This is a genomic window from Gulosibacter sp. (assembly GCF_052090685.1).
In the GTDB taxonomy this organism is placed as follows: domain Bacteria; phylum Actinomycetota; class Actinomycetes; order Actinomycetales; family Microbacteriaceae; genus Gulosibacter.
Genome location: NZ_JBQDBE010000002.1, coordinates 21,255 through 42,817, shown reverse-complemented (window position 1 = coordinate 42,817; position 21,563 = coordinate 21,255). Strand labels below are relative to the sequence as shown.

Below are 21,563 nucleotides of genomic sequence, written 5' to 3'. Positions count from 1 at the left end.
GCGTTGGAGGGGATGACGGGAATCGAACCCGCGTAATCAGTTTGGAAGACTGAGGCTCTACCATTGAGCTACATCCCCGTACCTGTCGGAACAGGACTTAGCAATTGTAGCGGACGTTTTGCTTCCTCGCGCGCAAGGCTGATTTTTCAGGTGTCGAGTTGTCCACAATGGGCTCAGTAGTGATGCTCCAGTTGCATTTCTGTGGACAACGCCTACTCACCGGTCAATTTCTGCTTACCTACCTACATGGCATGTGGGATTCCGCTTCGGAATCCGAGCGGAAGGACTCAACTTGGATCAGCAACACTCTTCGGCTTCCTCGAGTCGATTTCCAGAGTTTCCCCGCAACCTCGACGACCTGCGTTCCACCGACCGCTGCCCGATGTGTTTCACTGCCACCCTGCAGGCGGCGAAGTGTGTTGATTGCGGTCTCGATCTCAATCGGCCGGAACTTTCGGAGGTCTTCACGCAGTCAAACACTGCTGCAGATGCGCTCATCGCACGCGGACATCTCCTCAACCGGGCTTGGCAAGAAAGCCAGCGCGCAGCGGTGTATTCGATACAACACGATCAACCGGCGGACACTGTGCCACCGGCACCAGCACCAGCACCAGCACCAGCACCAGCAGATACTTCCTGGGAGCAGGCCGCTCCGCAATTGCCAATAGCGCCGTCGGCAGTCTCAACGCCTGCAGCAATGCCGCCCGAGCCAGCAGGCTCCGCAACAACAGGGTCTGCAACAACAGAAGGCAGTGAAAAGCCTCGCCGTTCGGGCATCCAGATGTTGCTGCTCATCATCGGTGTCTCATTCGTGAGCATCGCCGCGATCGTGTTCTTGACTGTCGCATTCGTGGTGTTCGACCTCACCGTGAAAGCAATCATTACCGCGGGCGTCACTGCCGCGGTAATTGCGCTCGCCACCTGGCTGAAACGACGTAGCCTCACGGCAACAGCCGAGGGTGTCGCCGTGCTCGGCGTCGTCTTAGTACTCCTCGATGTGTGGGCTGTCCAGTCACTCAATATGCTCGGTCTCGGCAACGTAACCGGCACGCTGTACTGGGGTGTTGGGCTGCTTCTTGTGACCGCGCTGATGCTCTTCTGGGGCAAGCTCTCAGGCCTTCGTTCGCCACGACTCGCGAGCACGTTCACAATGGGTCCGGCAGTGATGTCGCTCGTGCAGTGGGTGTTCTCCATCGTCCTCGTGGAGTCCTCAGCCACGATGCTTGGCGCTTCAGGACTCGCGCTTGCTTCGCTGCTTGCCCCGATTATTCACAGACGAAACAATCGGATTGATGCGCTCGAGGTGGGCATTGTTTACGGAATTGGCCAGATCGCATCCCTCTACCTCATGGCGAGTGGTCTGACCCTCTTCATTTCGAGTGTCGGTGGCGCTAGGGAATTTGACCTACCCACCCAGGCCGCCATCGTCGGCATCATCGCTTCCGTGATTGGCACAGTGGCGATGATGGGACAGGCTCGCCAAATTCACAACCACGCAGAATTGCGACCGCTCAATTGGCTGCGCATCTCGGGCACGATTGCGACCTCGCTGCTTTGGGCCAGCGCGATGTTCTCCGTCGCGGCAACCATCAACATGCTCACCCCACCACCCGGTGCACTGAACGTTCTATGGCGGGTGCTCCCCTTCATCGCGCTCGCTGCGGTGTTCGCAGATCTCGTCTATTTGCGTGCGGAGCACAAGGATCGAGTCCGCTGGCTCGTCAGTATTATCAGCACCGGTGTGATCACCATCCTGTGCGCAATACCGTTCTTACCCTTCGTCATCGTCATACCTTTGCTCGCAGGAGCCACCGGCGAAACACCAACGATCGGCTGGGACTTAGTAGCCCCCGGCGTCTCGATTCTTGTCTGTACGGTCATTGCCGGAATCGGATATCGCGTGTGGGGTCGGGGGCCCGGAACACAGCGTCGATTGACGATTGTGGCCGTCATCGGAGCTGTCGGCCTCGTCATTATTGCGTTGGGCCTCCCCTTCCTCGCGAGTGCCGTAACTCTGGCGGTCTTGATGGCTGGCGCGATCATTGCTATCGCGATCTGGGCTCGTGAGGATAAACACGCGCTGCGGTTTGTGCTGCAGTCGCTCTTCATGGTGGCATCCGTGGGACTCCTCCTTACGACAATTTTCCAGAATCCGGAGGCATTCGCCTCGGTCACATTCGTGTGGCTTGGCTTTCTCGTACTTCGGATGCTTCGCGGTCAAGTACCGGCACGGGCACTCAGCATCGCGACCGTGGTCATTGCGGTGTTCGCCCTCCTTTATTGCGTGGAAGTACGCGAATTCCCAGTACTGAGCGTCCTCGTGGTGATCGGGATCCCCGCGACCACGCTGGTAACCGCGGCAGGGATGCGCAGCATGGAACAAGTCGACCGGCGTATTCTCGCCATAGCTGGTGCAGCGCTTCTATTCTTGGTGCCAGTCCAGCAGCTGCAGCTCTTTCTCTTCGGGGCGACACCAACCGAATCCGCGGGTGTCGCGAGCATTGTCGGGATGGTCCTCGCCGCATTGACCGCGGTGGCATTGGTGCTCCAGTCACTTCGCGACCGCGACACTGACACGGACACTCTTTCTGTCACCAGGGTGTTCTCCCTTATCGCGCTCTTGCCGCTTTTCATCATCATCGTTGCCCCAACCATTCGGCTCATCAGCGCGGGGTTAGGTACCCCTGAGGCTCGCCTGCTGCTCGTGTGGTCGCTGGTCCTCGCTGCCGTACTTACCGTCGCAGTCACCACCGTGTTGCGGCTGGTGCGGGTACCCGAGCGGGAGACTCTTGCCGCCGAGGCGCTCGCTATTGCGGCGGGAGTTGTCGCACTCACGAATGTGCTCAATTCTTCGGAATGGGGTTGGGAGCCGAAGCCGACGAGTTTGATTACCCTCGGTCTCGCGTGCGCGGTGCCGCTCATTGCAAGCATCAAACCCGCGCCCGACACTCCCCGCACCGGAGTCCGCACTGTCTTACCGTGGCTGGCACCGGCAATCCTGGCGCTATTTGGTCCAGTGTTTGTCGGCCGGATCTTCGCCGATGCGTGGCCACTGTTTATCGCAGCACCGATCGCGCTCGCAGCCCTGATGTCGGCGCTGGTTCTCGGCAGGTCAGGAATTGCCTCGAGAATGCATCAGGGGACGTGGGTTCTTGGTGGTATGACGGTGATCGGCGTCGCACTCCCCGTCGCGACACTGCTCGGTAGCCGCGGCCAGGCCATCCATTCCACGATGCCCCTGATTATTGCGCTCGTCGGCGCCGCCCTGTCGTTCGCGGTGCTCGTCTTTGCGAGTCTTTGGCGCGCAGGTTCCCTATTGGGGCCGACTCGACAGTTGCTGGCCATGGTTTTCGCCCCGCTCGCGGCGATTGCCACGATCACCGCCGCCAGCGATGCCCTTGAGTTCGCGGCCAACCCAGACACGGCGATGGCCGCTCCCGCTCCGTCGTTGACCGGCTTTGTCCTCGCGGCCGCGATCGGGCTGTCAGCTGGCGTCGCGCTCCAGCTCATGCGGCGCGGCATTCCGATTCAACAAGAAACGGCCGCTGCAACCGTGGCTGCGACAACAGCACCAACAACTACTGGAGCAGCCAACGGGGCCGGTACGCGTGCAAGTGCAGGCACACGCATCGCCAACCCGCCGCACCTCATGCGCATCATCTCGGGGTCCGGCGTCGTCCTCGTGGCATTTGCCGCACTGCTGTTGCCGCCGCGCGCAATTGATATCGCACTCGCCGCGGTAGCGATCACGCTTGCGTTTGTCGTGGTGAATTCGTTCGCGGCTCGGATCGTTACCGCGGTGGCATTACTCATTGCCGCTATCGCGTCACTCATTGCGCACGCGGGGCTCACGACGGCCTTGACCGATGCTCCCTGGCTCCACATTGGTGTAGCCGTCGCCGCTCTCGCGCTCGCCGCGATGCTCGGCATCCGACTGCGTACCACTGGCTTCGGTGCTCTCAGAATCCTCACCGCAGCCCTCATCCCCGTGGCGATGTGGACCGCACTGATCGCCGTGCCTATCAGTTGGCCGTGGTGGACACTCACTGCCGCCGGTGCCGTCGCGGTAGCTACAGCGCTATTTGCGGCGATTGGTCGGGATCGAACCGGCATCGCAGTACTCGTTGCGGCCGGAGTTGCCACGCTCCTGCCGATCGTCACGGCGACCACCGTCAACGACGAGTCAGTTCGGGCGTTACCGTTTGCCGCGCTCGCGGTTGGGGTTTCACTCGTCTGCTTGGGCTTTGCAGCGGCAGGAAAACTCGCCGATCGTAATTTCTCGGCCCTGCTTCGCGGCTTTGGCACCGGCCTCACGCTCCTGGCCTCGGCGAATCTTCTCTGGCCCACAGATCCCACGGCACAATTATTCGCGGTCGCCCTCCCCGGGTGCGTATTCCTTACCCTTCTCGCGATCCTGATCCCTCGCGATCCGAACCGTGCACCGCTTCCGGCTCTGCGGGTTGAGGTGAGCGTCTACGCCGCTGCGGTACCAGGCTGGTTCACCGTGATCACAATGCTGAGCAGCGATCTTCGTGGCGGCAACACTTTCGCGATACTGGCTTTCGCGATGCTGTTTGCAGTCCTCGCCACCACTATCGTTGCCGCCCTCCTCGCGCGCAAAGCCTCCGTACTCCGATACTCGATGAACGCGATCGCTGCCGTGAGTGGGGTTTCTTCGCTGGCCCTGCTCTTCAAAGCGATCACCGCCGGCACGACCATTACCGCGGACACCTTCTTCCTCGCCTACGGTCTCGTGTTGTGCGTGGTTGGTGCGATCTGGATGCGCGTCAATCCGCAGTTGCGAAGCTATCCCGCACTCGGGCCCGGCCTCCTGCTAGTGCTGGTACCACTGTGGATTATCGAAGCGGCAGACCCGACACCGCTGCGAATCGGAATCTACACCGCGCTCGTGGTCGCTGCGGTGCTCGTAGGCGCACTCGGCAAACTACAGGCGCCGCTCGTGCTCGGGTCCATCGCCGCAATCGCGCACGTCATCGTCGCCATCCGGTGGATGGTGCCCGACCTTTCGCTGCCGTGGTGGGTGTGGCTTGGCTCCGCAGGCGCACTGCTGATCTTTGTCGCTGCGACTTACGAGAACCGATTGAAAAACGCGAAGACACTCGCCCAAACAGTCAGCGAACTGCGTTAGCGAGCCCCAGCTACCGCGCCACTACTTCTGGCAGGTCGGGCACCAGTAGAGTTTGCGGTTCTGCATTTCTGCGAGCATGATCGGCGTTTCGCAGGTGCGGCACGGCTCGCCAGCCCGACCATAGACCCAGTGACGGTCCTCGCGGCTGCGGAGCGCGTCCTCATACGCCTGCCCCTCGAGACCGTCAATGGTCATCATTTGACCAACCTCAACACCAATGCGCAGCAGCCGCCACCAGTCGGCCCACATCTGTTTGAGGGTGTCGGTGGTCACGAGATTCCCCGGCGTATACGGGTCGAGGTTGGCGCGATACAGCATCTCGGCGCGATAAATATTGCCGATGCCGGCGACCACCGACTGGTCCATAAGGAGTTGACCGATCGGCACTCGACGTCGCTGCACCTGCTCAATAAAGGTGCGTTCACCCTCGTCATAGTCCACGATCAGCGGGTCGGGACCGAGCCGGTCAAGCACCTTGTTGACGCCAGCCTGATCAAGCACTTCACAGGCGGTCGGCCCGCGAAGATCGCCGCAGGAGTCGGCGGTAAGGAGCCGCAGCCGCACCGCACCCACCGGTTCGGGCGGCCACTGTTCCGCAATCGCCGTGGCCGTTTCCTGCTCCGCCATACGCACGCGGGTGAGCCGCGGCGCACCGATCGAGGTCAACGAATTCTCGCCGCGGGAATCCTCCACGCTCGGACGCGAGTATTCTCCGGTTTGGCCAAGCGTTGAATTGACCTGACCGGAGAAATCCCAGGCGCCATAAATGCCGAGGTGGACGCGCAGCCAAAAGCCGTCCTCGAACCGCGCAAACATGTGCTTGCCGACGGCGAAGCATTCTTCCATGACCCGCCCCGTGAGAACCGCAGCGCCATCGGAGAACCGGCCCTGCGGACTCGATGCCTCACAAATGCGCTCGACAAAATTCGTTTGGAACTGGCGGGCGATTCGGTGAACGGAGTGCCCCTCGGGCATCCCTATTCACCTCCGGTCAACTGCACCGGCACCTCAGCCCGGGTGCCGTCAAGGAGTTCCTTGCCTGCGATCGAGTCGGTGCGCTCGTACTCCGCGAGTTGCGAAATGCGGCGGACGTGACGCTCATCACCGGGGAACGGTCCGGCGACGAACAGATCGATGAAGCGAATCGCATCCGCGACCTCATGCTGGCGGGCACCGATGGAGATCACATTCGCGTTATTGTGCTCGCGCGCGAGCTTGGCCGTGGAATCGTTCCATACGAGCGCCGCGCGAACGCCGGTGACCTTATTGGCCGCAATCTGTTCGCCATTGCCGGATCCGCCGAACACAACGCCGAGTGATTCCTCGCCGGCAGCCCAGTCATTCGCAACGGCCTGTGCGGCGTTGATGCAGAAAGACGGGTAGTCGTCAACCGGGTCGTATTCCTGAGGACCGTGATCAACGACCTCGTGGCCGTTGGTGCGCAGGTGTTCCTGCAGCTGCTGCGAGAACTCGAGTCCCGCGTGGTCAGTCGCAATGTGGATGCGCATTAGTTGAACTCCGGTCCGCGCGTACGGCTGCGCTTCAATTCAAAGAAACCCTCATAGCTTGCTGCCGCAACGACGCCGTCGAATAGCGTCAGTGCCATGTCGCCCTTCGGAGCGGGGGAAATCACGGGACCAAAGAAGGCCACACCGTTCACCGACACAATCGGCGTGCCCACGTCTTGACCCACGCGGCCGATGCCGTCTTCGTGGGATGCGCGCAGCTGAGCGTCGAATTCGCCAGCGTCAGCGCGGCTGAGGATGGCTTCGTCAATTCCGGCAGCGGCCATCGACTCTTCGAGGATGCCGTCGTCCTTGCCGCGACCTTCCGGGTGGATGCGGGTACCGATCTCGTCATAGAACGCCTTGACCTTGTCATTGCCGAGTTCGGCGATGATTCCGGCGGCAACTTTGCCCGCGCGCATCGAACGCTGGTGGGATGCGCGGTGCGCGTCATCCATCTCGCGGTTCTCATTGAGGATTGCGAGCGACATGATGTGCCACTCCACCTCAACGCTATCGCGCAGCGACGCGACCTCATCGATCCAACGGGACGTCATCCAGGCCCAGGGGCAAGCGGGGTCGAACCAGAAATCGACCTTGGTCGGCGTGTTCTCAGACATGGCTTCAAGGCTACAACGGCCAGCGGCACTTGCCTGAATTCGCGCCCGCAGTATGGCGGTCTAAATCGACTCGCGCCACGCCCGGTGAAGCTGGGAGAACCGACCGCCCGCTTCAATGAGTTCGGTGGGCGTACCGTCCTCCACCACCCGGCCTTCGTGCATGACGAGAACCCGATCCGCGACCATCACGGTCGCGAGTCGGTGGGCAATGATCAGGGCGGTCCGATCTCCAAGCAGCGTCGTCAGCCCATCCTGCACGGCGCGTTCACTCGGCTGATCGAGCGAGCTGGTCGCTTCATCCAGAATGAGCACGCGCGGGTCGGCCAAGAACGCGCGCGCAAAGGACACGAGTTGCCGCTGCCCCGCGGAGAGCCGGCCACCGCGCGTCTGCACATCCGTGTCGTACCCATCCGGCAATCGACGAATGAACGCATCCGCACCGATAATCCGCGCCGCTTCTTCGATTTCCTCGCGAGTCGCGTTTGGTCGCCCAATGGCAATGTTCTCGGCGACGGTCCCTGAGAACAGGTAGGACTCCTGGGTCACCATCACCACCGCATCCCGCAGCGACTGGCTCGAAAGTGAACGTAAATCGACGCCGTCGAGCGTAATCTCGCCGTCGGTGACGTCGTAGAAGCGCGCCAGGAGTTTTGCGACCGTCGATTTTCCGGCACCGGTCTGGCCCACGAGCGCGACGGTTTGGCCGCCGGGGATATGTAGCTCCAGCGGGTGCATCACGGTCGGTCCCGCAGCCGAATATTTGAAGGATGCCTGCCGGAATTCGAGTTCCCCACCCACACCTTGCAGCGCGGCTTCCTCGGGCAGGGCGATCGGATGCTCAGACTCCCGAATCGTGGGCTCTTCAGCGAGGAGCGCGGAGATTTTCTCGAGCGCGGCCACGGCCGACTGCAGCGAGTTGTAGAACCCAGCGATCATGTCGATCGGTTGGAAGAAGCGGCGGGTATAGAGCACGAGGCCCAGCAGCACCCCGACATCGAGGTGGCCGGTGAGCACGCGCCAACCACCGACGACGAGCACCACCGCGACGATCACGTTACCGAGGAACTTCAGTGTCGGTTGGTAAATCCCGAACACGCGGATTGAGACGAGTACGGCATCGCGGTAGTCCGCGCCGATTCTGGTGAAGCGTGCGTCATTCACTGCCTCGCGGCGGAACCCCTGCACCGCACGCATCCCGCCCATGGTTTCAACGAAGTTGACCGTGAGCCGTGCCGAGTGCGTGCGAATATCGCGGTAGGCAAGCGAGGACCTGCGCTGGAACCACCGGGTCAGGAAGACACCCGGAACCAGCATGACCAGCATGAGCAGGCCCGTCACCCAGTCCATCGAGATAATGGCGACCGAGGTGAACACCATCAGCAGTGGTGCCCCGACGATCACGGAAATACCCGCTTCGAGGAGCTCACGGAGCGATTCGGTGTCATTGGTCTGACGCGAAATCACCCGCCCCGAGGTGTAGCGCTCGTGGAAACCGAGACTCAATCGCTGCGTGTGCCGGAAGATTCTGCGGCGCAAATTGAAGAGCACTTTTTGGCCGGCCACTGCGGACAGCCAAATACTCAGATAGGTTGCGCCTGCACGCAAGAGCGCGATGACGATATAGGCGATCCCGACTGCGATAGCGAGCGAAGCGTCCCCGTCGACGAGCGCCGGGAGTGCGGTGTCTACCGCCCAGGCAATCAGGGCCGGGCCGAGGACCGTAGCAAGCTGTACGAGCACGACGAAAACGGCGCTGAGCGCGAAGGTCCACCGCACAGGCTTGAGCAGGTTGCCGAGCAATGAGAAGGATCGCTGCCGTCGCTGCTTGTCGCTTAGTAGGTCGCCCGCGAGTCCGGTGTCCTGTTCGCTACTGTGTTGATTGCCGGGCTCTTGGGCGCTGCGTTCTTGGGTGCCGTTCCCCCGGCTGTTGCGCTGCTGGGTGTTGCGCTGGCTCACTGCTGTTCACCTCCCGCGAGTTCTTCGACATCGAGTCGTTCGGTTTGGAGGTCGGCCATCACGAAGCGGTAGCGGGGGTCGGTTTCCATCAGCTCGGAATGGGTGCCAACGGCCACGATGCGGCCGTCATCGAGGAGCGCAACGCGGTCCGCGAGTGCCACGGTGGAGGTGCGGTGGGCGACCACCAGCGTGGTCGTACCTCGGAGCACCTCGCGCAAGCGCTCAGTGACTCGTTCTTCGGTCGAGGTGTCGAGCGCCGAGAGCGGATCGTCGAGGAGAAGAATCTTCGGGCGGACGGCGATTGCACGCGCCAGGGCGATGCGCTGCCGCTGTCCACCGGAGAGCGAAAGACCCTGCTCGCCGATGCGAGTGTCGAGGCCATCGGGTAACTCGTATGCGAACCCGGCATCCGCAGTGTTGAGTGCGAGCTCCAGCAGCGACTGGGCCTCCTCATCGTTGAGGTCTGGGTCGGCGCCGAGAAGCACATTCTCACGGACGGATCCGGAGAACAGCGTGGCATCCTCAAAGGCCATGGCAGTGACCGTGCGAAGGTCCTCGAGTCGAAGCTCCCGCACGTCGATGCCGTCGACGAGCACTTGACCATCGGTGACGTCATAGAGCCGTGGTACGAGCTGCAACAGCGTCGACTTCCCCGAGCCCGTCACGCCGACAATGGCGAGGGTCTCCCCCGGCCGCACCGCAAGATCGACGTCGCGCAGGACCTCGAAGCCCTCACGCGCATCCTGATATCGAAACTCGACGTGGCGGAACTCGAGCGCGCCGCGCGCATCCTCGGTCGAGAATGCCGCGGGTGACTCGGGGTCGACGATCAGGGGTTCCTCGTTCGCAACTTCATCATGCCGGTGGAGTGCCGCAAGCGTCGCCGCGGCGCTACCAAGCATTTGTCCGAGCATTGCCACCGGGCCGGTCATAATCATCGCGGTGGCAAAGAATGCGGAGAGCCCGCCCACCGTGATGTCGCCGTCAGCGACCTGGAAGATTCCGACGAGCAGGGCGATACCGAGTGCGAGTTCGGGCAGCAACGAAATCGCCGAGTCGAAGGTCGCGGTGAGTCGGCCCTTGCGCACCTCGGTACCGCGAACCACCTCGGCGAGTTCCGTGTACTGCTCGAGGGCATGATCGGAACGGCCAAAGGCTTTGATCACGCGGATGCCGTGCACCGACTGTTCGACATTGGTTGCGAGGTCGCCGGCTTGATCCTGGCTGAGGCGCGAAATGCGCTGGAAGCGGATGGTGAACTGCCACACGAAAAGAATGAGCGGTAGCGCCCCGCAGAGGTAGATCAGCGCGAGAATGCCCGCCGAGTTCCACATGAGCACAATGCCTACCCCGATCATCACAATGTCGGAGAACAGCATGATCAGACCGAAACCAAGCCAGCGTCGGATGAGGTTCATGTCGCTCATCGCTCGCGAAAGCAGCTGACCGGATTCCCAAGAGTCGTGGAAGGACAGTGGGAGCCGCTGCAGGTGACGGAAGAGCTTATTGCGGAGCGTGAATTCGACCCGGCTCGACGGGTCAATGGTGAACACTCGACGCAGATACAACAGCACCGATTCGAGCAGACCGAGCGCGGCGACAATAACGCCCGCGACGAGCACCACGGTCATGCCGGCGCCGCCGGTGATGACGTCGTTCACCAGCCAGGAAAGCACTTGCGGCATCGCGAGGGCGGTGAGCGTGGCGGCAAACGCGGTAAGCATGCCGAGCAGTAGTCGAACGCGAATTGGTTTCACCAGCTGCCAAAGCCGGCGGAGTGCTTGCTGCATATCTCTCCCTCCCCAACCACGCCATCCTTCGGTGAATTTTCACCGATCAACCAGCCTACGGTTATTCGCGACGGGTGGGAATCCTTCGCCGATTGGTTTCGCTCACGGCGTCGCGCGCCGCATCCGACGTTTGATCCCACTAGGCTCGCGACTGTTGCCACCTGAATCTTGGTGGCCCGATCGATGACAGGAGCAGTATGCCGGGAGAGAATCTCACTAGAGCCGAAGCACAGGAACGTAGCGATCTGATCGCCGTCGATCACTACGACATTGCGCTGGATCTCACTATCTCGCCCGAAATCTTCCGTTGCACCACCACCGTGACCTTCACGGCGAAGCAGGGCGCGAACACGTTCATTGACGCGATCACGAGCGAAGTCCACTCGGTATCGCTCAACGGTCGTGACCTAAACCCCGCCGAAGTTGCCGATGGTGCGCGTATCCAGCTCACCGATCTGGCTGAGCAGAATACGCTCGTGATCGACGCAAATATGCACTTCATGAACACCGGCGAGGGCCTGCACCGGTTTGTGGACCCCGCCGACGGCGAGGTCTACCTCTACTCGCAGTTTGAGGTGCCCGATGCGCGCCGGATGTACCCCTGCTTCGAGCAGCCCGACCTCAAGGCAACCTTCGCCTTCACGGTCACCGCGCCCGATCACTGGCAGGTCATTTCGAATCAGCCGACACCGGAACCGCAGTCGATTGACGACAAAAAGTCGACCTGGGCGTTCCCCACCACCCCGCGGATGTCGACCTACATCACCGCGCTCGTGGCGGGACCCTACGTGGAATACCGCGACGAACTCACCTCGAGCGATGGCCGCACCATCCCCCTCGGTGTGTACTGCCGTTCCTCACTCGCCGAATATATGGACCCGGAGAGTGTCTTTGAAACCACCAAGCAGGGTTTCGAGTACTACGAATCCCACTTCGGTGTCCCCTACCCCTTCGAGAAGTACGACCAGCTGTTCGTGCCCGAATACAACATGGGTGCGATGGAGAACGCCGGCTGCGTCACCTTCACCGAGAACTATGTCTTCCGCTCGCGCGTGCCGGATGCGGTTCGCGAGCGCCGCGTCGTCACGATTCTGCACGAGCTCGGTCACATGTGGTTCGGTGATCTCGTCACGATGAAGTGGTGGAATGACCTGTGGCTCAACGAGTCCTTCGCCGAGTTCATCTCGACCATTGCGACCGCCGAGGCCACCGAATGGCAGAACAACTGGGTTACCTTCCTCGCGAGCGAGAAGTCGTGGGCCTACCGCCAGGACCAGCTGCCCTCGACACACCCGATCGTTGCCGAGATTCGCGATCTTGACGACGTGCTCGTGAACTTCGACGGCATTACCTACGCCAAGGGTGGCTCGGTACTCAAGCAGCTCTTCTTCTGGGTCGGCCGTGACGCCTTCTTCCAGGGCGTCGGCGAGTACTTCAGGAAGCACGCCTGGGGAAACACGGAGCTCAATGACCTCCTTGTCGAGCTCGAACGTGCTTCGGGCCGTGACCTCAAGGATTGGTCGCAGAAGTGGCTGCAGACCGCCGGGGTCAATACGCTCCGCCCGGAGTTTGCAGTGGATGCCGAGGGTCGCTTCACTTCCTTCGCCATCACCCAGTCGGCTACCGAACAGTACCCAACACTGCGCCCGCACCGCCTCGCGGTGGGCATTTACACGGTGGATGAGTCGGACCAGCTCGTGCGCGTCAAGAAGGTTGAACTCGATGTCGACGGGGAGCGCACCGAGGTGCCCGAGCTTGTTGGCGAGCTTCGCGGGGACCTCGTTCTACTCAATGATGAAGACCTCGCCTACGCGAAGATTCGTCTCGACGAACAGTCTCTTGCCACCGCGCGGCGCTACGTCTCGCGGATGCCAGATCCGCTCGCGCGCGGCCTCGTGCTCGGCAGTATTTGGGATGCCACCCGTGATGGCGAATATCGCGCACGCGACTACGCGCGGCTCGTCCTCGAACACATCGCGCCCGAAACCGAGTCGACCACGAGACGTCAACTGCTCGGCCAGCTCTCCACCGCATCCAACCGCTACGTCGCAACCGAAGACCGCGATGAGATTCTCGATGTGATTGGGGATGAGTTGCTGGTCCTTGCCACCGAAGCCGAGCAGGGGTCGGATGCGCAGTTCGCGTTTGTGCGTGCGTTTGCGCAGGTTGCTCGGACCGATGCGCAATTGCAGGCGGTGGCCGATCTGTTCTCGCTGACGAAAACGCTCCCCGGACTCGACATCGACACCGACCTGGGCTGGGAGCTGCTTTTCTCGCTCGTGGCCGGCGGTCGTGCGGGCGAAACCGAGATCGCTACGCGACTCGAAGAGGACCGCACCTCGGACGGCGAGCGCTCCGCCGCCCAAGCCCGTGCCGCGATTCCAACGCCCGCGGCCAAGCAGGCTGCGTGGGATTCGGTGTGGACGCACTCGGGTGCTGCCAATGAGGTTGTCCGTGCCACCTTCGCCGGATTCTGGAATACCCACGATGACTCGCTCGTGCAGCCTTACGTGGCGCAGTACTTTGAGGGACTTCGAGGGATTTGGGATTCGCGTAGCTTCTCGATTGCCGAATACCTCGTGGAGGGGTTCTTCCCGCGCACACTCGTAACCCAGGAGGTTGCCGACGCGGCAAGCGCGTGGCTCGAGCAGAATCAGGATGCTCCGGCCGGCCTGCGACGGATCATCACCGAGGGGCTCGACGACACCAACCGCGCGCTGTTCGTGCAGAAGCGGGATGCGGAAAACGAGTAGCCGCGAGACGCTCGGCGGTCCACACAGGTAACCCGCCGAACTGAAAAAGTGCCACGAGAGGGAATACGCCGCGCGTGTCGTCGCGTGTCGCACCAATCCGTGGCACTTTTTCAGATTTTGATCAGAGCCCGTTCCTTGCTGGTGCCGGGCTTCGGCAAGCTAGGCGAAGTTGCCCCCGAAGATCACGCCGAAGAGCAGCCACGACAGAGCGAGGCCGGCGACAAGGTTCGCAATCGTGCCGACGAAGAAGACGAGGATGGGTTTCCATCCCGCCTCCTTGAGCGCACCGAAGCGGAACTCGAGACCAATGGACACGAAGGCGAGCGTGAAGAACATCGTCTGCAGGGACTTCGCGGCACTCACACCGTTATCGAGCCAGGCGCCATCGGACATCGCAGCCGGGAAGATCGCGGCGAGAACGGAGACCAGGATCGACGCGAAGAGGAAGCCGAGCACGAACTTCGGGAAGCGTGACCAGACCTGTCCCCAACCGGCACGAGTCACGGTAGTGGTCGAGATGTTGGCCGGGCGGTCAACCTTGAGCGTGAAGTAGATCGAGAGCGCGACGGCAACGAAGCCGATGAGTGCGTTCTGGATCATCTTGACCACGGATGCGTACTGCAGCACCTCGTCGCCAGCCATGGCGCCGGCGGCGGTCACTGCGGCTGTGGTGTCGATATTGCCGCCGATCCAGGCACCGGTGACCACCGGGGAGAGCCCCATGACTCCCGCAAGCCACGGCAGCAAGAAGATCGCCGGGAGCGCGAACACAATCACGAGCCCCGCGACGTAGGCGAGCTGTTCCTTCTTCGCATTCACGGCTCCCGCTGCCGCCACAGCCGCGGAGACACCGCAGATTGACAGCGCGGATGCGAGGAGCGCTCGCAGATGCGGCTCCAGCCCGATGATCCCGGCGAACCACCACGTAAAGAAAAACACGATCGTGATCAGCAGCAGGGCCTGGATGATCGCGGGCAGCCCCATTTCGAGAATGACGTTGATGTTCACGGTGGTGCCGAGCAGCACGAGGCCGATCTTGATGAAGAACTCGGTGCGGAAACCAGCGGACATCTTGTCACGCACGCCCGTGGCCGAAAGGATCCCGTTAAAGAGGAACCCCAGCGCGATCGCGTACACGGGGAATTCAATTGACTTCGCAAGTGGTCCGAACCACGTGTCCGCGGTCCAATCGGGCATATTCGAGGTGAGGATTTGGACGGAGACCGCGAGCGCCACCACTAAGAGCAGGCCGAGGATCGTCCAGCCACCGCCGTTTGTGACGGGAGTGTTCTCGGAGACCTCGCCGTCGCGGCGCGACGCCGATACCGGTGACTTGGTTGACATTAGAACCACCCGCCGATGTTTGGGATGACCTGCGCGAGGCACAGCAGCATCAGCGCCGTCCCTACGATCGTGGCCCACCAGTCTTCGTTGAGCGAGAATTTTCCGTGTGCATCCGGGGCTTCAACGTCAGTGTCCGGGATGTCGACATACTCGCGATCCCGCGCATCAGATTGGGACATTAGCTAGCTTCCTCAGTCTCAGTTCGCAGTTCTCAGGCTTCGATAATCAGTGGGTTACAAGGAAAACCAGTTACCCAACAGGAAGGCATTGTAACCACGTCAATCATCGCACTGATGAACTCGAGGTGCACGTTTCAGGTAATCCGGCCCGCGCAGCCAGGTCACATTCGGGGTGACTCAATACACTCGTCACCGATATGCAGGAATTTTTCGATACTGTCGCCGAGTTTCTCGGCCCTTTTCTTCCCCTCGTGCAAGTCGTCCTCGTTCTCGTGGGTGCCTGGGTTGTCAGCAAAGTACTGACCTGGATCATCCTTCGATCGGTGGACCAGATTGTCGACGGGGTGAAAAAGAAGCGAGGCGTGGAAAACACGCAAATGCTCTCACTCAAGTCCCCGCTCGCATCCGTGCGGACCGTGCAGCGCACTCGCACGATCGGGCAGGTGCTCACCAATATTCTGCGGGTGGTGATCGCAGTCATTGCGATCATGTGGTCGATCGGGATCATTAGTCCGAGCTTCCTCGCCTCACTCACGGTACTTTCGGCCGCGATCGGTGCCGGTCTCGGTTTTGGCGCCCAGAAAATCGTGGGCGACGTGCTGAACGGCCTGTTCATGGTGATCGAGGATCAGATCGGTGTCGGCGACGAAGTGGATATGGAGTACGCCAGCGGCATCGTGGAATCGGTCGGTGTGCGGGTAACGCAGGTCCGTGACGTCCACGGCCAGCTTTGGTATGTCCGCAACGGTGAGATCCAGCGCGTCGGGAATAACTCGCAGGGCTGGAACCGCGCGATCATCGACCTGGCCATCCCCTATGGCGTTGATCGGGAGAAGGCCAAAGCGACAATGTTGGTTGCCGCGGAGGGACTCACCGAAGACCCCGATTGGATGCTCAAAATCCTCGAGGAGCCAACCATCTGGGGGCTGCAAACCCTGTCGGCAGAGGCGGTCATCGTTCGTCTCGTCGTCAAGACCACCCCGGGCGATCGCTGGAGTGTCGAGCGTGAGTTGCGTGCCCGCATCCAGGATGCGCTCAAGGCGGAAGGCATTTCGCTGCCGGCAATGAACACCATCATTTTTGACGGACCGAACGGGGTCCGACACCAAAAGGCAACCGGTATCGACGGCAAGCAAGAGGCGCAGCGCCGTCAGGATGCCGGTGAGCCGCCAGTTGCGGAGAACTAAGCTGGTTGCATGACTGACCCCGCTGCATTGACCGTGTATGACGAAATCGGCGGCATGGACACGTTTGAGGAACTCACTCGTCGGTTCTACGACGATGTCCAAGCCGACGAGGTGCTGTGGCCGATGTATCCGCAGGAGGACCTCGAGGGCGCGATTTGGCGACTGAGCCGCTTTCTCGCCCAATACTGGGGCGGCCCCAGCACCTATTCCGAGGCGCGCGGCCACCCGCGGCTGCGGATGCGGCACAACCCCTTCCACGTCAATCCGGAAGCACGCGAGCACTGGCTCAAGCACATGACCGCGGCGGTGGAGTCTATGGAGTTTCCACCGATGGTGCGCACTCAAATGCTCGAGTACTTTGATCGGGCCGCCACGGCAATGGTGAACACTTTCGAGCCGACCCCAAAGGCCAATTAGTCTCTTGAAGCACCGCTCATCCTGGGTGTTCATCGCCCTCGGACTGCTCGCGATTGCGCTGCTCTCGTTTAACCTTCGAACGGCAGTGTCCAGCTTCTCCCCGATCACGCTGATTGTCGGTGAAGAAATCCCGCTGTCGAGTCTTTCGCTCGGTGTGATTGGGATGCTGCCGCCACTGTGCTTTGCGGCGGCGGGCTTTATTGCGCGGCCACTGAGTCGTAGATTTTCGCTCGAATCCATCGTCGTCGTGAGCCTCGCGGTAATCGTGGTGGGCTTTGTGATTCGGTCACTCGCCCAGAGTGCCTGGGGTATTGGTGCGGGCACCGCAATTGCGCTGGTGGCGATGGGTGTGGGCAATGTGTTGCTGCCACCGATCGTGAAGGCACGCTTCCCCAAGCACATCGGGCCAATAACCTCCGTCTACATCGTGGGCATCGCGATTTCCGCATCCGCTCCACCACTGATCGCCGCACAGCTCGCGAACGACCATGGCTGGCGATTCTCCTTGGCGTTCTGGGGTGCGGTTGCTATCTGTGCGATGCTGCCGTGGATCGTGCTCTGGATTACGGATCGCAATACGCTCGCTGTCGCCCCGGCGATCACGGGTGCGGTCCCCACCGCAACCACCGAAACACCGAGACCCTTCCATTCGCGCACCGCCTGGGTGATTGCCGCGCTGTTTTGCGTGTGCTCGCTCAACTCTTACGCGATCTTCGCGTGGCTGCCGCAGTTGCTCATCGAGTTCAAGGGGCTCGATCCAGCGGCTGCGAACCTGCAGCTGAGCTGGTTTGCGCTGCTCGGCATCCCGGTCGGATTTATTGCACCGACTATCGCGACTCGAGACCGACACGTTCGCAGCGCATCCTTCATCGGAGTCGGGCTCTTTATCAGCGGTTATGCGCTCATGCTCGTGGTTCCGGGATCACAGGTGTTCTGGCCAGTGACGCTTCTCGGGGTGGCACAGCTGCTGTTTTCAATGTCCATGACCCTCGTGAGTGTCCGTTCCGCCACCGTACTCGGCGCCGCCCGTTTGAGCGCCTTCGTACAGGGCGTTGGCTACCTCATTGCAGCCACCGGGCCGCTGATTGTGTCGCTCCTGCACAGCACGACTGGTTCCTGGGTCGCCCCGGTGATCTTCCTCATGCTGACCGGAGTCGCGACGCTGCCGGCTGCCTATCTTGTCGACAGCAAGAACGACTACGAGCGCGAGGTCACGAGCCGCCCCTCGTGAATGAACACGGTGCGATCGGCGATCGTTGCCGCCTCATCTTCGTCATGCGTGACGTGTACCGCACTCGTGCCGGTGCGGGTCAGGATGCGCCGCAGGTCCCCCGCGAGCCGCTCCCGCAGCTCGCGGTCGAGCGCGGAAAGCGGCTCGTCAAGCAAGAGGAGTTGGGGACGCGTCGCGAGTGAACGCGCGAGGGCAACGCGCTGTGCTTGACCGCCAGAAAGCGTCTGCACCGCGCGGTCGCCGAAGCCTTCCAGCCCCACGAGCTCGAGCATCGCATCCACCCGCTTCGTGATCTTGGCGCGCGGCCAGCGAGCCGACTCCAGCCCGTACGCAATATTTCGAGCCACGTTGCGATGTGGAAACAGCTGCCCGTCTTGGAAGACCATTCCGCAGTCGCGCTGGTGAGTTGGGACGTCGTTCACGAGCCGACCGCGCATCCACATTTCGCCGCTGGTCTGCGTTTCGAGGCCGGCGATGCCGCGTAAGAGCGTTGATTTTCCCGAACCCGAAGGGCCCAGGAGCGCCACCACTTCACCGTCTTCAACCCGGAGATTGGCGTCTTTGATCCACTCGTATTCGTCTTCGAAGGCGATTCCGACGGCGCGCAATTCGAGTGCGGGCTGCGGCGTCGTGTTCGTTGTCTCTGGTTTCGTTGTGTCTGGATTCATTTCGTCTACCATCCGGTGACCTCCCCGGCTCCGCGCGGACGCAGTCGCTCACACACGACGATCACGATGGCCGTGACAGTCGCAAGGAGCACTGCGGCGGCAAGTGCCATTCCGTAATTATCTGCGCCCGGTCGTGAGAGCAACCGAACAATGAGCACGGGCAGTGTCACGTAGTCGGGTGCGGCAAGAAAACTCGTCGCGCCGAACTCACCCAGCGAAACCGCGAACGCGAATCCAGCGGCGAGGCCGAGGCCGCGCGCGAGAAACGGTCCGTCCACGGTGCGCAGCACCCGACCGGGCGAAGCGCCAAGCGTGGCCGCAGCCTCTCGCAGCCGCGGGTCGATCGCCCGCAAAACCGGGACGAGTGAGCGCACGACCAGCGGGAGCGCAACCACCGCCTGAGCAAGCGGCACGAGCAGCCCCGAATGTGCGAGCTGCGGTGCCACCGCTTGCAGGGAGACCACGAAACCAAATCCGACAGTGACCGCGGAGACACCGAGCGGCAGCATTACTGCCCCGTCGATGATCCGCTGCGTCCGCTTGAAGCCAGAGCGTTTCGTGCGGCGCGAGAGCACCAGCGCGAGCGGCACGCCAATTGCGAGGGCAATCACCGTGGCATCGAGCGCAATTTTCAGTGAGTGTTCGAGTGCCTCGAGCACCGTGGCACCGCCCGCAAAGCCTTCCCCGCTGGAAGTGAGCAGCGCGTAGTTGCCGAAACTCCACTCACCGGCGCGCTGCAGGGAGCGCAATATCAGTGCTGCCAGGGGTGCGATGATCAGCCCCGCGATCGTGAAGAACGTGATCGCTGCCGGCACCGCGTCGCCGCGACTAAGCCGAGTGTTCACGGCTTCGCGCAGACGCAACGCCGTCTCGGTGCCGTGCCGGGCGCGGTTCGATAACAGCACCGCGATCAGCACGATCACGAACTGCAGGATCGACAACACCGCGGCTCCGGATAGGTTCAGGAACACCGTCGTCTGGGTATAGATTTCGGTTTCGAGCGTGCCGTATCCGGGCTGCCCGAGCGTCACCACAATGCCGAAGGCCGTGGAACAGTACAAAAACACCAGGCTCGCCGCTGAAGCCACCGCGGGTCCCAGTTGCGGCAGGGTGACCGTGACAAAGGCACGAAACGGCGATGCACCGAGCGTCCGTGCTGCTTCCGGAGTGCGCGGATCAAGCGTGGCCCAGAGCGAACCCACTTGGCGCACGACAACGGAATAGTTGAAGAACACCATCGCGAGAATCACCGCGGTGGTCGTGCCATCCAAGCCGAGGAACCCAAGCGGCCCGCGTTCGGAGAGCAGCGCGCGAAATGCCACACCCACCACGACCGTCGGCAGCACGAACGGCACTGTCGCGATCCCGCGCAGCACCGTGCGCCCTGGGAAACGGCAGCGGTACAGGATGTATGCGCCCGGTATGCCAAGCACAATTGCGCCCACGGTTCCCGCCAACGCCATCCACAGTGTCTGCGCGAGGATTCGCCAGGTGCGAGTCTGACCGAGCACCTCGCCGAACATGGACAGGTTGAGCTGGCCATCTGTGACGAAGCCTCGGCTCAAAATCGCGCCGACCGGCCACGCGAAAAAGACCGCGAGGAAGGCGAGCGGCACGATTGCCGCCGCCGTCCAAGCGACGTTTCCCCACGCACCGGTCGCGCGCATCCCCGCTTTCACGAGGTCTAGCCAGCGCCGTTCTCGAAGAGATCTGTCCAGGTTTCGATCCAGTTCTCGCGCTGTGCAGCGACCTCGGCGAGGTCGGGCTGGATGGGGTCATCCACCAGCGTCGCGTGTTCGGCCCAGGCTTCCGGAAGAGCGGTCGCGTCATCAACCGGGTACATGTACATGTTCTCGGGCAGGCTCGTCTGGAATTCCTCGGCGAGCATGAAGTCGATGAAGGCCTGCGCACCCTCGGGGTTCGCGGCGCCTTCGACGACACCGGCGTACTCGACCTGCGGCGTGCAGCTCGCTTCGAGCACCCCGGTCGCACCGTCGGCTTCGGCCGGTGATGAGGAATAGCTCAGCACGAGTGGATACGCGCCCTGGCCTTCCGCGCCGGAGAAATCGACGTAGTACGCATCCGACCAGCCCGAGGCCACCTTGGTTCCCCCGTCGAGCAGTTGCTGCCAGTAGTCTTCCCAGTCCTCCCCCTGTTCGGTAACGGTGGCGACGAGGAACGCGAGGCCCGGTGAGGAAGTCGCGGGGTTGGTGGTGACCAGTAGCTCCGCATACTCGGGCTGCGCGAGGTCCTCGAGTGTTTCTGGCTCGGGCATGCCATTCTCGGTGAACCACGCGTGATCGATATTGACGCACACCTGTCCCTGGTCGATTGGGGTCAGCAGATCATCAATCATGAGCTCGTTCGCCGACTCGGGAAGATTCGGCGACGTGTATGAGGCGAGTACCCCCGCATCCACGAGTGTTTGGGCCGAAAAGTTCTCCACCCCATACACGCCGTCGACGGTCGGTGCATCACCCGCGAGAACAAGCTGGTTCACCACCACACCGGCGTCACCGGGAGCGGTGGTCTGCAGTTGGTAGCCGCTCTGGTCTTCGAATGCGGCAATTTGTTCATCCGTGATCACGAAGGAATCGTGCGTGAGGATCGTGACCGTCCCGCCAGCGCTTTCGGATGCGTTTGGTTCCGAAAGCTGGTCTACCGCCGAGCAGCCAGTCAGTACGAGTGTTGCGGTCGCAATTGCTGCGGCCAGGGTAATTCGACGTTGCATCTGTCCTCCATTCGCATGGAGGGCTTACACCAC

The 21,563-nt window shown here is 61.9% G+C and carries 15 protein-coding genes and 1 tRNA gene; 5 read left to right on the top strand and 11 right to left on the bottom strand.

Features of this window, described 5'->3' with window-relative positions; all coding sequences use genetic code 11:
- Positions 1 to 4: 4 nt before the first annotated feature.
- Positions 5 to 78, bottom strand: a tRNA-Gly gene (locus ACTHXA_RS01745).
- A 214-nt stretch (positions 79 to 292) separates the two neighbouring features.
- On the opposite strand from ACTHXA_RS01745, the gene ACTHXA_RS01740 reads away from it, so the two are divergent.
- A complete protein-coding gene (locus ACTHXA_RS01740; RefSeq protein WP_441668725.1) occupies positions 293 to 5,149 on the top strand; it encodes an SCO7613 C-terminal domain-containing membrane protein in 4,857 nt (1,618 codons plus the stop codon).
- Between the two features lie 21 nt (positions 5,150 to 5,170).
- Here ACTHXA_RS01740 and ACTHXA_RS01735 read toward each other — a convergent pair whose 3' ends face one another.
- From ACTHXA_RS01735 to ACTHXA_RS01715, 5 genes are read right to left on the bottom strand one after another with little or no spacing between them, the layout of a single operon-like run.
- A complete protein-coding gene (locus ACTHXA_RS01735) occupies positions 5,171 to 6,124 on the bottom strand; it encodes an Fpg/Nei family DNA glycosylase (RefSeq protein ID WP_441668723.1) in 954 nt (317 codons plus the stop codon).
- 2 nt (positions 6,125 to 6,126) lie between these two features.
- Positions 6,127 to 6,657 carry a ribose-5-phosphate isomerase gene (locus tag ACTHXA_RS01730; protein ID WP_441668721.1) on the bottom strand — a complete coding sequence of 177 codons (531 nt, stop codon included), beginning with the start codon at positions 6,655 to 6,657 and terminating at the stop codon, positions 6,127 to 6,129.
- Positions 6,657 to 7,274 (bottom strand): mycothiol-dependent nitroreductase Rv2466c family protein, encoded by a 618-nt coding sequence (locus tag ACTHXA_RS01725; protein ID WP_441668719.1) that lies wholly within the window; start codon positions 7,272 to 7,274, stop codon positions 6,657 to 6,659. The genes ACTHXA_RS01730 and ACTHXA_RS01725 overlap by 1 nt, the downstream gene beginning before the upstream one ends.
- 60 nt (positions 7,275 to 7,334) lie before the next feature.
- The gene (locus ACTHXA_RS01720; RefSeq protein WP_441668717.1) at positions 7,335 to 9,230 is read right to left on the bottom strand and encodes an ABC transporter ATP-binding protein; all 1,896 of its coding nucleotides are present in this window, start codon (positions 9,228 to 9,230) and stop codon (positions 7,335 to 7,337) included.
- A complete protein-coding gene (locus ACTHXA_RS01715; RefSeq protein WP_441668715.1) occupies positions 9,227 to 11,020 on the bottom strand; it encodes an ABC transporter ATP-binding protein in 1,794 nt (597 codons plus the stop codon). The genes ACTHXA_RS01720 and ACTHXA_RS01715 overlap by 4 nt, the downstream gene beginning before the upstream one ends.
- A gap of 197 nt (positions 11,021 to 11,217) precedes the next feature.
- Here ACTHXA_RS01715 and pepN point away from each other — a divergent pair, with 197 nt between their 5' ends.
- Positions 11,218 to 13,773 (top strand): aminopeptidase N, encoded by a 2,556-nt coding sequence (gene pepN / locus ACTHXA_RS01710; protein ID WP_441668713.1) that lies wholly within the window; start codon positions 11,218 to 11,220, stop codon positions 13,771 to 13,773.
- A gap of 159 nt (positions 13,774 to 13,932) precedes the next feature.
- Here pepN and ACTHXA_RS01705 read toward each other — a convergent pair whose 3' ends face one another.
- Both ACTHXA_RS01705 and ACTHXA_RS01700 read right to left on the bottom strand, forming a co-directional pair.
- Positions 13,933 to 15,117 carry a YeiH family protein gene (locus ACTHXA_RS01705; protein ID WP_441668711.1) on the bottom strand — a complete coding sequence of 395 codons (1,185 nt, stop codon included), beginning with the start codon at positions 15,115 to 15,117 and terminating at the stop codon, positions 13,933 to 13,935.
- Positions 15,117 to 15,296, bottom strand: coding sequence for a hypothetical protein (locus ACTHXA_RS01700; RefSeq protein WP_441668709.1), 180 nt, complete (start codon positions 15,294 to 15,296; stop codon positions 15,117 to 15,119). Before ACTHXA_RS01700 ends, ACTHXA_RS01705 begins: the two co-directional genes overlap by 1 nt.
- A gap of 197 nt (positions 15,297 to 15,493) precedes the next feature.
- On the opposite strand from ACTHXA_RS01700, the gene ACTHXA_RS01695 reads away from it, so the two are divergent.
- Genes ACTHXA_RS01695 through ACTHXA_RS01685 form a run of 3 tightly spaced genes read left to right on the top strand, consistent with a single transcriptional unit; the run spans position 15,494 to position 18,131 of the window.
- Positions 15,494 to 16,483, top strand: coding sequence for a mechanosensitive ion channel family protein (locus ACTHXA_RS01695; RefSeq protein ID WP_441668707.1), 990 nt, complete (start codon positions 15,494 to 15,496; stop codon positions 16,481 to 16,483).
- Between the two features lie 9 nt (positions 16,484 to 16,492).
- On the top strand, positions 16,493 to 16,900 hold the full coding sequence (locus ACTHXA_RS01690; protein WP_441668705.1) for a globin: 408 nt from the start codon (positions 16,493 to 16,495) through the stop codon (positions 16,898 to 16,900).
- A 4-nt stretch (positions 16,901 to 16,904) separates the two neighbouring features.
- Positions 16,905 to 18,131 (top strand): MFS transporter, encoded by a 1,227-nt coding sequence (locus ACTHXA_RS01685; RefSeq protein WP_441668703.1) that lies wholly within the window; start codon positions 16,905 to 16,907, stop codon positions 18,129 to 18,131.
- On the opposite strand, the gene ACTHXA_RS01680 is transcribed toward ACTHXA_RS01685, so the two are convergent.
- From ACTHXA_RS01680 to ACTHXA_RS01670, 3 genes are read right to left on the bottom strand one after another with little or no spacing between them, the layout of a single operon-like run.
- Positions 18,098 to 18,799 (bottom strand): ABC transporter ATP-binding protein, encoded by a 702-nt coding sequence (locus ACTHXA_RS01680; RefSeq protein WP_441668701.1) that lies wholly within the window; start codon positions 18,797 to 18,799, stop codon positions 18,098 to 18,100. The genes ACTHXA_RS01685 and ACTHXA_RS01680 overlap by 34 nt on opposite strands.
- Before the next feature lie 5 nt (positions 18,800 to 18,804).
- Positions 18,805 to 20,466 carry an ABC transporter permease gene (locus ACTHXA_RS01675; protein ID WP_441668699.1) on the bottom strand — a complete coding sequence of 554 codons (1,662 nt, stop codon included), beginning with the start codon at positions 20,464 to 20,466 and terminating at the stop codon, positions 18,805 to 18,807.
- 17 nt (positions 20,467 to 20,483) lie between these two features.
- Positions 20,484 to 21,530, bottom strand: coding sequence for a thiamine ABC transporter substrate-binding protein (locus ACTHXA_RS01670; protein WP_441668697.1), 1,047 nt, complete (start codon positions 21,528 to 21,530; stop codon positions 20,484 to 20,486).
- Positions 21,531 to 21,563 lie beyond the last annotated feature (33 nt).